Source organism: Vibrio floridensis, from assembly GCF_021852965.1.
Classification (GTDB): domain Bacteria; phylum Pseudomonadota; class Gammaproteobacteria; order Enterobacterales; family Vibrionaceae; genus Vibrio; species Vibrio floridensis.
The window spans coordinates 1-11377 of sequence record NZ_JAKGCY010000022.1; the positions used below are offsets into that span (position 1 = coordinate 1).

Sequence of the window (11377 nt, forward strand, 5' to 3'; positions counted from 1 at the left end):
CCTAGGGTTCAAATCCCTATCTCTCCGCCACTACATAGAAAGCCTGCAAAGTAATTTGCAGGCTTTCGTCATTTCTGGTGCTTGATAATAAGAAGGGATTTGTGTCAAACCCCTAGTTGTCAAATATCAGCACTTCACCACTACTAAAAAGCTCATCGGTTTTGACAGGCTTTGCATTGCTGCTTAAATCACGATGTACTTACTTTCAGCAACTTTCCATAAGGCTTGAATTAGGGGATTTTCGAGTTGAGATTTGATGCAGCATACCCCCAACTCAAAAGGTTTAATGGGAGCGACTTTTAGTCTCTGTATTTTCTCTTTGACTGGGCTGTTGTTGATCACAACATCCGGAGCAATACCGATACCACACCCCAAAGCTACCATACTCACAATCGCTTCATGACCTGAAACCTGAGCATAAATATTGGGTTTAATTTTCATCTTTTTAAACCAAGTATTCGCCCTTTCTCTAGCGGTACCTGCTTCAGGAACTATATAGGGGATCGCAGACCAATTAGGTTTATCACGGTTCATTTCATCCGTGAAACTGCTCACTCCTTGAGGTGCAATTACAGAGAGTGGAATTTCGCTGATGGGCTCAAAAGCCACTTTTGCTGGTACGGTGTCTGGTTTGGCGGAAATAGCAATATCAGCCTCTCCGTTCAGAATTTTATCCATGGCTTGTGCAGGATCACCGGTAGATATTTTGAATTCGATAAAAGGATGTTGTAGTCGAAATTCAGAAAGAAGTTCTGGCAAGTGACTATAGCTGGCGGTGACGGAACAAAATAAGCGTATTTCCCCTTTGAGTTCGGTTTCTGAATAACGGTTTTGTAATTGATACTGCTGCCATTCGTTAAGCATTTTAAGTGCAACTGGCATCAGTTTTTTACCTGCAGGTGTTATTTCAACACTACGATTGTCTCTAGTGAAGAGTTGCTGGCTAGTTTCTTCTTCTAGCTTTTGAATTTGACGACTGAGCGCGGATGGACTGATGTGCATTGCTGCTGCCGTCTTGGCAAAGTTTTTACTATCACAGAGGTGAATAAATAGCTGTAAGCTTTTGATGTTCATTGTATATGTCTTTCCGTGTTGCATTATTTGCAATTACTAATTGTGAATATATCACTTTGAGCAACTTAAAGTCTGTTTTAGTATGAATTCATTCGGTGAGTAACCACCGACCGTGATGGATGAATTTTAAGGAGAGCCCTGATGGCGAACTATTTCAATACTTTGAACCTTCGTGAGCAACTAGACCAATTGGGTCGTTGTCGTTTTATGGATCGCAGTGAATTCGCTACAGAGGCGGATTACCTTAAGGGTAAAAAAGTCGTCATCGTAGGTTGTGGTGCGCAAGGCCTAAACCAAGGTCTAAATATGCGTGACTCCGGTCTTGATGTTGCTTACGCACTACGTCAAGCAGCGATTGATGAGCAGCGTCAATCATACAAAAATGCTAAAGAGAACGGTTTTGAAGTGGGTAGTTATGAAACGCTGATCCCTCAAGCTGATCTTGTTGTTAACTTGACACCAGATAAACAGCACACCAATGTGGTTGAAACCGTAATGCCCCTAATGAAAGAAGGCGCGGCTCTTGGCTACTCACACGGTTTTAACGTTGTTGAAGAAGGCATGCAAATCCGTAAAGATCTAACGGTTGTTATGGTGGCGCCTAAGTGTCCCGGCACAGAAGTTCGTGAAGAATACAAACGTGGCTTTGGTGTTCCTACATTGATTGCTGTTCACCCAGAGAACGATCCAAAAGGTGAGGGTTGGGACATTGCGAAAGCTTGGGCGGCTGCGACTGGTGGTCATCGTGCGGGTTGTCTTGAGTCTTCTTTTGTTGCTGAAGTGAAATCAGACTTGATGGGTGAGCAAACCATTCTATGTGGCATGCTTCAAGCGGGTTCTATCGTATGTTACGAGAAGATGGTTGCGGAAGGTATTGACCCTGGTTACGCAGGTAAGTTACTGCAGTACGGTTGGGAAACCATTACCGAAGCACTGAAGTTCGGTGGTATCACACATATGATGGACCGTCTATCAAACCCAGCGAAGATCAAAGCATTTGAGCTTTCTGAAGAGCTAAAGGATCTGATGCGTCCTCTGTACAACAAACACATGGACGACATTATCTCAGGTCACTTCTCTAGCACTATGATGGCTGACTGGGCGAATGATGATGCGAATCTGCTAGGCTGGCGCGCTGAAACGGGTGAAACGGCGTTCGAAAATTACCCATCAACGGATGTTGAAATCTCTGAGCAAGAGTACTTTGACAACGGTATCTTAATGGTTGCAATGGTTCGTGCTGGCGTTGAACTGGCGTTTGAAGCAATGACGGCTTCTGGCATTATCGACGAATCGGCTTACTACGAGTCGCTGCATGAGTTACCACTTATTGCCAACACAATTGCACGTAAGCGTCTATACGAGATGAACGTGGTTATCTCAGACACAGCGGAATACGGTAACTACCTGTTTGCTAATGTGGCAACACCGCTACTTCGTGAGAAGTTTATGCCTTCGGTAGGGACAGATGTGATTGGTAAGGGGTTAGGTGAAACCTCTAATCAAGTTGATAACGCGACACTCATTGCCGTAAATGAGACTATCCGCAATCACCCTGTTGAGTACATTGGTGAAGAGCTGCGTGGTTACATGACTGACATGAAACGCATCGCTGTTGGTGGCTAAGTCTCGCCTTTCCACTTATTCTCATTCTAGTGTCTAGAAAAAGAGCGCTAACAAAACTCCAGACAGACTGGGGTGATAAATACAAAAGAAAACACAACATGTAATTAAAAGGCTTGGTCAGAGACCAAGCCTTTTGTTTATTGGCTTATCGATGCTTTAGAACGAAGAAAAACGCCCTAACTGTCGCGTTTGGGGATTACTTATCAGCGAGCTTTGCTTCAAGCTCTGACAGTTTCTTTTCCATCTCACTGAGCTTTTGACGAGTGCGCAGCAAGACTTGCGTTTGCACATCAAACTCTTCACGGCTAACCACATCAAGCTTGTTGAGTTGGCCTTGAATGACTTGACGGATTTTTTGATCCACATCCGCGCCTAAATCCTTAACGGGTTGTGGCATAGAGTCGTGAATTTGTTTTGCAATCTGCTCAATTTTCTTTGGGTCAAACATGAGGTAGCTCCTGATTTCTTTGTTGGTATTCTATGTAATTGACTGGTGAAAGTCGCTATCTCTGGCGTAAAAAAGCGACACAGATGTGCTGTGAAAAGTAACAAAAAGGCCGCATAAGCGGCCTTTCGTTTATATTGTATCGCAATTACTGTTCTGCGATTTGGCGTTGAGCGGCTTTTGCTTCATCCACTCGAGCGAGTTTTTCCAAATCTTTATCTTCTACAAACACAGGTAGCGGTTTGTGTTTTTCAGCGAGGTAGCTGTAAATCACAGGCAACACGAATAAGGTAAACAGTGTACCAATCGCTAGACCTGCGACGATAACGATACCGATGCTGAAGCGTTGAGCGGCGCCAGCGCCCGTTGCATACATTAGTGGGATCAAACCAGCAATCATAGCCGCCGTCGTCATTAGGATTGGACGCAGACGTACTTTCGCCGCTTCCATCACCGCATCGATACGAGACCGCTTGTTATGTAACTGTTCTTCTTTGGCCACCTCACAAATCAAGATACCGTGCTTGGTGATCAGGCCAACCAAGGTAATCAGGCCCACTTGCGAGTAGATGTTCATCGTCGCAAGACCCCATGCCAAAGCAATCAAAGCACCACAGATCGCCAGTGGTACCGATACCATGATAACGATTGGATCGCGAATCGATTCAAACTGAATCGCCAATACCAAGAAGATAATCGCCAAAGCAAGACCAAAGGTGGCGTACAAGGCGCTGCCTTCTGTAACAAACTGACGAGCTTCACCCATGTAGTCATGGTTGTAGCCAGTCGGTAGTTTGCTGCTAGCAATGTTTTCGAACCAATTGATGGCATCGCCCATCGCTGTGCCTGGTGAAGGTACTGCGCCGACGGTAGCGGAGTTCAATTGGTTGAAGTGAGGCAATGAACGAGGTTCAGCGATGACATCGATGGTGATCAAGCTACCTAGTGGCACCGCTTTGCCATCGGCAGCGCGTACATAGTAGTTCTTCATCGACTCAGGGTTCAAACGCCATTTACGTTCTACTTGCGGGATCACTTCGTAAGAGCGGCCATTAAGGTCAATGCGGTTGACATAGCCGTCAGCCATCATGGTTCCTAGTGTGATGCCAATATCTTGCATCGTAACGCCATACGCGCCCGCTTTGTCTTTGTCGATCTTGATTTTCATCGTCGCAGAGTCGTATTTCAGATCCAAATCTGAATACACAAACAACGGACTTGAAGTCACTTCCGTCAGAATGTCACTGGCGATGGTGTACAAGCTCTCAAAGCTATTTGGTGTGGTAATCACGAACTGGATTGGTAGACCAGAGCCTGCGCCTGGAAGTTCTGGCATTTGGAAAGCCGTCACTGCCATACCTGGGACGTTGGAAACCAAACCACCCACACGCTTAGTGATTTCCGCTTGGCTCGCTTCACGCTGGCTCCATGGCTTCAACGTTGCTAGACCAAAGGCTTGGTTAGAGTTTGGTACCCCAGTAAACACCTGAGCAAACTGAACCTCTGGCTGATCAGACAGAATTTTGTTTACGTCATTCATGGTGTTTTGTAGGTAATCCAAGTTTGCGTTGGATGGACCAGTACCCATTAACATCACCACGCCTTTATCTTCTGAAGGTGCCAATTCACTTGGAATGAACTTAAACAGAACAGGGAGCGTACCAAAAACAATCAGTGCGAAACCGATCACCACAGGGCGATGGTCCATGACCGCTTTGAGCATTTTTTCGTAGCGGTTGGTCATGCCATCTAGCACGTGGTGTACTTTCTCTTCAAATTTGCTTGGCTTTTCATGTGCCTTTAGCATCTTCGAACACATCATTGGCGACAGTGTTAACGCGATAATACCGGACACAAATACCGAACCCGCGAGGGTCAGAGCAAACTCTTTAAACAGTGAGCCAGTGATCCCGCCCATGAGCGCAATCGGGGCGTACACCGCGCCAAGTGTGAGCGTCATAGCGATAACCGGTACCGCAATTTCACGCGTACCAATGATGGCGGCGCGGAATGGCGATTCCCCCTCTTTGATGTGGCGGTCGACGTTTTCTAGTACGACGATCGCATCATCCACCACCAGACCGATAGCCAAAACCATCGCCAGCAGTGTCATCAGGTTCCACGAGAACCCCATCGCTTGCATCACCATCGCCACACCGATCAACGACAGTGGAATGGTTACGATAGGGATGATAACGGCGCGGAACGACCCCAAGAATAGGGTGATCACCACCAGTACGATCACAGCTGCTTCAACAATGGTTTTCACAACTTCGTGAATGGACTCATTGATGGCGATGGTCGAGTCGTACATCACGTTCATCTTAATATTGCTAGGCAGATTGCGCTCAAGCTGAGGAAGCAGTTCAAGGACATCTGCCGCAATGTTAATGGGGTTGGCGCTTGGTGCTGCGTTGATGGCGGCTACCACGGCTTCTTGGCCATTTGCGCTGGCACGATAAACATCGTGGCTTTTTTCTAGTGTGACTTTTGCGATATCGCCCAAGCGAATCACTTCACCATCACCCGATTTCACCACCAAGTTTTCCAGCTCTTGTACGTTAGAGACCTGAGTATCGGCACTGCCGTTGTACAGGACAAATTCGCCCGTTACCTGCCCCGTTGCTGATTGGTAGTTGTTGGCGTTGAGTACGCCCATCACGTCGGTTGCGGTGAGGCGCAGTGCGCCCATTTTGGCCGGATCCAGCCACACGCGTAGTGCGTATTTCAAGCCACCATAAAGGTCAACTTTCGACACACCATTGATGGTGAAAAGTTGTGGGTTAATCACGCGCTCTAGGTAGTCCGTGATTTGGCTTGATGACAGCTCGTCACTGGTGAAGCCGATATACAGCACCGCCGTTGTCGAACCGGTCGACATGGTCACCGTTGGGTCTTCGGCTTCTTTTGGTAACTGCGAGCGAACCGAGTTCGTTTTGGCCAAAATATCCGCCAAGGCGGCATTCGGATCCGTATTGAGCTTCATGTTCACCGTGATGGTGGATTTACCCAGCACCGATTGTGAGGTCATGTAGTCAATATTATCGGCCTGCGCAACGGCTTGCTCCAAAGGTTGAGTAATGAAACCTTGGATCAAATCGGCACTGGCGCCGTAGTAACTGGTGGTTACCGTTACGACGGTATTGGTCATTTCAGGGTATTCTCGCACCTGCATCTTGAACACCGCTTGCAAGCCAAGCAAGGCGATCAAAAAGCTGATGGATACCGCTAAAACTGGACGTTTTATAAAAACATCAGTAAAGCGCATGATGCCTCCAATTACAGCATAGGGGTTTCTGCCGGAGGTGTAATCGCGTCGCTTTCGACAACACGAACCTTGGCATCGTTACTCAAGCGAACCTGGCCAGATGTCACCACCTGATCACCTACTTTTACGCCGTCGAGAATGTGTGCGATATTCCCAGTGCGTTCACCCACTTTCACCACGTGTTGTTTCACACGCTGCACGCCGTCTTCTTCCGTTAGAATGTAAACATTGTCACCGTAGAGCGTAAATGTGATCGCCGTTTGTGGCAGTGTGACTTGGTCTTCTAACTTCGGCAGAATGATGTTAGCGCGGGCAAACATACCACTACGCAGTTTTCCGTCGCTGTTTGGAATATCTGCTTGTATTTGAATCAAACCACTTTGGATATTGACCGCTGGTTCAATCGCAGTGATTGAGCCTTTGAATGGGTTTTGCGGATAAGCATCGACAAAAATATCCACTTCCTGGCCGAGATTGATGCGAGAAATATCGTTTTGCGGCACGGTAAAACGTAAGCGCATCACGCTGGTGTCTTCCAAACGTACGATATCAGAGCCTGCTTGCAGATATTGGCCTAGGTAGACATTACGAATACCAATAACGCCTGAAAATGGCGCTTTGATTTCACGGCGTGCAATCGAGGCTTTCAAGCTTTCAATATCGGCTTTTAACGAGTAGTAATTGGCTCCAGCTTCATCATACGCTTCTTTTGAAATCGAGCCTTTTTTGAAGAGGCCTTGATAGCGTTTGTACTTCGCTTCTGCCGCTGGCAGTTTTGCTTCACTGCTCTTCAGGTTGGCTTTTTCTACATCGGAGTCGAGCAGAACAAGCGGTTGACCTTCTTTGACTTGCGTGCCTGATTCAAAGCGGATCTGTTTAATGACACCGCTGGTTTCATTGGCAATCGTCACACCTTGGTTGGGTTCGATAAAACCGATCGCTTCAATCACAGGTACCCAGTCGACCGGTTTCACTTCTGTGACCGTTACTGGGAACTCTGGCTCAGGACGATTTGCCATGTATTCGGCAATTTTCTTTTGTTTGAAGAGGTTGAAACCTATCACGCTGCCAAACAGCAGAATGGCGATAAGTAACATAAAAAAGGTCCACTTTTTCATTCTATTAAGAACTCCAATTAGTGATTAATGATTGCATCCCAGCTGGCTTCGATGGCGGCGTCTAGCGCTCTCTCGTCCAGTTGGTAAAAGCCTAATGCGTGTTTTTTCGCTAGCCTGACGCTGGTCTCCAAACTTAGACCAAACAAAATTTCGTTATCCAGCGTTTTGAACACCCCTTGCTCCTTGCCCATATCGAACATTAAAGCAACTTGGTGAAACATTTTCTTTTCTAGCTCGCGGGTTTTGTGGCTATTCGAGCAAGGTAGTGATTCGTATTGAATACGGTTGCTCAAAGTAGACAAGTTTGAAGCCGCTAAATTCCATGTGTTTAGCCACATGGTGCGATATTGTTGCTTCAAAGGCATATCACGGGTTACGTTGGCTTGAATCGCCGTGGCAACTCGTTGAGTAATACGTAGCCTGAGTTCATCCAGAAGGTGTTCTTTATCGTCAAAATAACGATAAATCGTACCTGCTGCGACGCCTGCTTCTTTGGCCAGTTTACTCATCGATAGACCCTGAAAACCGGACTCCGCAATCAACTTCTCTGCCGCAGCTAGGATTTGTTGTTGCTTGTCGTTCTGCTCTTCAGATGACATGGGTTATCCACCAGTGAATGAACGTTCATTCATTATAGCGGAAACAATAGTCATATTGGCAAGTGCTATGTGTGCTATTGAGTAAAAATCTTGTCAATGAGGCAATGGCAATCTCATCACTCGACGACTATTATATGGGCCTCGATTTTTGACCACAGATAAGCACTATGAAACTGAATCCAAGACAAGACGAAGCCGTGAAATACGTATCAGGTCCCTGCCTCGTGCTTGCGGGTGCGGGTTCAGGCAAAACACGAGTGATCACCAATAAGATTGCCTATTTGGTGCAACAGTGTGGCTACAAAGCGCGTAATATTGCGGCGGTCACCTTCACCAATAAAGCCGCGCGTGAGATGAAAGAACGTGTGGGGCAAACTCTGGGGAAGGGGGAGTCAAAAGGCCTGATGGTGTCAACCTTCCACACACTTGGTTTGAACATCATCAAGCGAGAGTATCGCCATCTGGGGTTGAAGTCGGGCTTTTCCTTGTTTGACGATCAAGATCAGCTTGCACTGCTTAAAGAGCTGACTGAAAAACAGCTGGATGGCGATAAAGATTTGCTGCGTCAGTTGATGAGCACCATCTCAAATTGGAAAAACGACATGCTCTCACCAGAGCAGGCCGTGGCACGTGCGCAAGGTGAACAGCAGCAGTTGTTTGCCTTCTGTTTTGAGATGTATCAGAAGCAGATGAAAGCGTATAACGCCCTCGACTTTGATGATCTTATCTTGCTGCCCGTATTACTCCTTCGTGGGCATGATGAGGTGCGTCAATACTGGCAAAACCGTATCCGTTATCTTCTTGTCGATGAGTATCAAGACACCAACACCAGTCAATATGAACTGGTGAAACTGCTGGTGGGGGAGCGCGGACGCTTAACCGTGGTTGGGGATGATGATCAATCGATTTATTCTTGGCGTGGGGCGAAACCACAAAATTTAGTGTTGCTGGGGCAAGATTATCCCAACTTACGCCTGATTAAATTGGAGCAAAACTACCGTTCGACCAGTCGTATTTTGCGCGCGGCGAATATCTTGATTGCCAATAACCCACACGTGTATGAAAAGTCGCTCTTCTCGGAAATTCCCGATGGTGAAAAACTCAAAGTGCTGTTGGCCAATAACGATGAACATGAGGCGGAGCGTGTCACGGGGGAAATCATTGCCCACAAGTTTCTCAATCGCACCGACTATCGTGACTACGCCATCCTTTATCGTGGTAATCATCAATCGCGTCTCATCGAAAAGTCGCTGATGCAAAACCGCGTTCCTTATCGACTGTCTGGTGGTACGTCTTTCTTTGCGCGCGCGGAGATTAAAGACATCATGGCGTATTTGCGAGTGTTGGTGAATCCGGATGATGACAACGCATTTTTGCGCATCGTCAACACACCCAAGCGTGAAATCGGCCCTGTGACGCTGGAGAAGTTAGGCAGCTATGCCAACATGCGTGGCAAAAGTTTATTTGAAGCCAGCTTTGAACTTGGCCTTGAGCAGCATCTGACCGGACGTGGTCTCGATAATCTGCGTCGCTTTACTCATTGGCTGGTGGCCATTGCTGATCAAGCGGAGCGGGGGGATACCGTGGAAGCGGTGCGCTCGTTGGTGCGAGACATTCATTATGAAGATTGGTTGTACGAAACATCTGCCAGCCCGAAAGCTGCAGAAATGCGTATGAAAAACGTCTCTGATCTCTACTCTTGGATTGTCGCTGATTTAGAAGGTGACAATAACGATCAAGAAGAGAAAACGTTGAAAGAAGTGGTTCAACGTTTGACACTGCGTGACATGATGGAACGTGGTGAAGAAGATGAAGACAGTGATGCCGTACAACTGATGACACTGCATGCGTCTAAAGGTCTGGAATTTCCATATGTGTACCTGATCGGGACTGAAGAAGGGATATTGCCGCACCAAACCAGTATCGATGAAGATAACGTCGAAGAAGAACGTCGCTTAATGTACGTTGGCATTACGCGTGCGCAGCGAGAGCTGACTTTCGTGATGTGTAAAGAGCGTCGTCAGTATGGGGAGTTGATCAAACCCAGCCAAAGTCGCTTCCTAGACGAGTTGCCTTTCGATGATGTGGAATGGGAACAAACCAAAAAGCCAGTGACACAGGAAGAAAGAATGGCCAAAGGCCAAGCGCACATTGCCAACTTACGTGCCATGTTCAACAAGAAGTAGCGTTAGTCAAATAAGAAAAGGGCTTGGAAAACCAAGCCCTTCTGCTTTAAGAAACTTTGTTTTATAGACCTTTGATCATGTGATCAATAGCGGCAATGATTTCGTCGTCAGAACAGTCCATACAAGTACCGCGAGGAGGCATGGCATTAAAGCCCTCAATCGCGTGCTTGTTCAACACATCATGACCTTGTGCGATACGCGGTGCCCAATCTGCTGCATTGCCAGATTTTGGTGCGCCATTTACCCCAGACGAGTGACAAGCAATACAAAAAGTGCCGTAAACTGTTGCGCCATCACGCGGTCCGGTTGGTTCAGCTTTGACTGGCTCACTACCTGCTAGATAAACATCACCTACTGGCTTGATGCGCTCTGCAATGGCATCGTGGTCAGTACTGGTAGCCATAGCTGCCGTAGAAAAGGTTAAAGCAGCGAATAAAACGCTAATCATTCGTCGAGACATATCCATTAAACTCACTTTACATTCCCAAGGTAAGTCAGCTGGCTTACCAAACATTTATATAGTTAGAGTGCTGTTTTGATTTAGCAGTAAACTGCAGCTGTTAAATCAATGTAAATAATGGGTGATTATATCCCGTTAACTTGTTGCAATAAACAACAAGTTATCAGCTACAGGGTCTGAATCACATCTGTTATTTACATTTGTTGCCAGATAACTGACGAAAAAGAGACCAAACGGAAAAAAAACTAAAAAAAACACTAGACGACATAGTGTGAACTACGTATTATTCCACTCCGCCGATAGGGCATGCGCCCGTAGCTCAGCTGGATAGAGCGTTGGCCTCCGGAGCCAAAGGTCGAAGGTTCGAATCCTTTCGGGCGCGCCATTTGGATGCCTGGGGGAGATATCGGTGAAAAAACAATGGTGGCTATAGCTCAGTTGGTAGAGTCCCGGATTGTGATTCCGGTTGTCGCGGGTTCGAGTCCCGTTAGCCACCCCATTCTTTTCTAAGAATGAAACATTTGTCGGTGAATAGCGCAGCTTGGTAGCGCATCTGGTTTGGGACCAGAGGGTCGGGGGTTCGAATCCCTCTTCACCGACC

General features: G+C 46.9%; 8 protein-coding genes and 3 tRNA genes. 5 read left to right on the forward strand and 6 right to left on the reverse strand.

Annotated features, from left to right (window positions below; translation table 11 throughout):
* Nucleotides 1-183 precede the first annotated feature (183 nt).
* Nucleotides 184-1074 (reverse strand): HTH-type transcriptional activator IlvY, encoded by an 891-nt coding sequence (ilvY, locus tag LZU85_RS19420; protein ID WP_043877008.1) that lies wholly within the window; start codon nucleotides 1072-1074, stop codon nucleotides 184-186.
* A 141-nt stretch (nucleotides 1075-1215) separates the two neighbouring features.
* Between ilvY and ilvC the strand changes: the two genes are divergently transcribed.
* On the forward strand, nucleotides 1216-2700 hold the full coding sequence (gene ilvC / locus LZU85_RS19425; protein WP_011079096.1) for a ketol-acid reductoisomerase: 1485 nt from the start codon (nucleotides 1216-1218) through the stop codon (nucleotides 2698-2700).
* 196 nt (nucleotides 2701-2896) lie between these two features.
* On the opposite strand, the gene ubiK is transcribed toward ilvC, so the two are convergent.
* The 4 genes from ubiK to LZU85_RS19445 all read right to left on the reverse strand — a co-directional run bounded on the left by ubiK (nucleotide 2897) and on the right by LZU85_RS19445 (nucleotide 8130).
* Nucleotides 2897-3148 carry a ubiquinone biosynthesis accessory factor UbiK gene (ubiK, locus tag LZU85_RS19430; RefSeq protein WP_011079097.1) on the reverse strand — a complete coding sequence of 84 codons (252 nt, stop codon included), beginning with the start codon at nucleotides 3146-3148 and terminating at the stop codon, nucleotides 2897-2899.
* Between the two features lie 145 nt (nucleotides 3149-3293).
* Nucleotides 3294-6413: a multidrug efflux RND transporter permease subunit VmeD gene (vmeD, locus tag LZU85_RS19435; RefSeq protein WP_108654639.1), complete on the reverse strand. Its 3120-nt coding sequence runs from the start codon at nucleotides 6411-6413 to the stop codon at nucleotides 3294-3296.
* 11 nt (nucleotides 6414-6424) lie between these two features.
* The gene (locus LZU85_RS19440; RefSeq protein ID WP_065090000.1) at nucleotides 6425-7531 is read right to left on the reverse strand and encodes an efflux RND transporter periplasmic adaptor subunit; all 1107 of its coding nucleotides are present in this window, start codon (nucleotides 7529-7531) and stop codon (nucleotides 6425-6427) included.
* Between the two features lie 17 nt (nucleotides 7532-7548).
* Nucleotides 7549-8130 (reverse strand): TetR/AcrR family transcriptional regulator, encoded by a 582-nt coding sequence (locus LZU85_RS19445; protein ID WP_072605609.1) that lies wholly within the window; start codon nucleotides 8128-8130, stop codon nucleotides 7549-7551.
* 167 nt (nucleotides 8131-8297) lie between these two features.
* Between LZU85_RS19445 and rep the strand changes: the two genes are divergently transcribed.
* The gene (gene rep, locus LZU85_RS19450; protein ID WP_045620194.1) at nucleotides 8298-10316 is read left to right on the forward strand and encodes a DNA helicase Rep; all 2019 of its coding nucleotides are present in this window, start codon (nucleotides 8298-8300) and stop codon (nucleotides 10314-10316) included.
* Nucleotides 10317-10377: 61 nt separating this feature from the next.
* Here the strand turns inward: rep and LZU85_RS19455 are convergent, their stop codons facing one another.
* Nucleotides 10378-10782, reverse strand: a complete 405-nt coding sequence (locus tag LZU85_RS19455; protein WP_026050285.1) for a c-type cytochrome — start codon at nucleotides 10780-10782, stop codon at nucleotides 10378-10380.
* Nucleotides 10783-11084: 302 nt separating this feature from the next.
* Here LZU85_RS19455 and LZU85_RS19460 point away from each other — a divergent pair.
* The 3 genes from LZU85_RS19460 (at nucleotide 11085) to LZU85_RS19470 (ending at nucleotide 11375) form a co-directional block, all read left to right on the forward strand.
* A tRNA-Arg gene (locus tag LZU85_RS19460) sits at nucleotides 11085-11161 on the forward strand.
* Nucleotides 11162-11199: 38 nt separating this feature from the next.
* Nucleotides 11200-11275: transfer RNA gene (locus tag LZU85_RS19465), tRNA-His, on the forward strand.
* Nucleotides 11276-11301: 26 nt separating this feature from the next.
* Nucleotides 11302-11375 (forward strand) — tRNA-Pro (locus tag LZU85_RS19470).
* Nucleotides 11376-11377: the final 2 nt, after the last annotated feature.

Bases quoted from the DNA above. Each gene is read 5' to 3' on its own strand.
- ilvY (WP_043877008.1), bottom strand. From the start codon at position 1,074: ATGAACATCAAAAGCTTACAGCTATTTATTCACCTCTGTGATAGTAAA.
- ilvC (WP_011079096.1), top strand. From the start codon at position 1,216: ATGGCGAACTATTTCAATACTTTGAACCTTCGTGAGCAACTAGACCAA.
- ubiK (WP_011079097.1), bottom strand. From the start codon at position 3,148: ATGTTTGACCCAAAGAAAATTGAGCAGATTGCAAAACAAATTCACGAC.
- vmeD (WP_108654639.1), bottom strand. From the start codon at position 6,413: ATGCGCTTTACTGATGTTTTTATAAAACGTCCAGTTTTAGCGGTATCC.
- LZU85_RS19440 (WP_065090000.1), bottom strand. From the start codon at position 7,531: ATGAAAAAGTGGACCTTTTTTATGTTACTTATCGCCATTCTGCTGTTT.
- LZU85_RS19445 (WP_072605609.1), bottom strand. From the start codon at position 8,130: ATGTCATCTGAAGAGCAGAACGACAAGCAACAACAAATCCTAGCTGCG.
- rep (WP_045620194.1), top strand. From the start codon at position 8,298: ATGAAACTGAATCCAAGACAAGACGAAGCCGTGAAATACGTATCAGGT.
- LZU85_RS19455 (WP_026050285.1), bottom strand. From the start codon at position 10,782: ATGGATATGTCTCGACGAATGATTAGCGTTTTATTCGCTGCTTTAACC.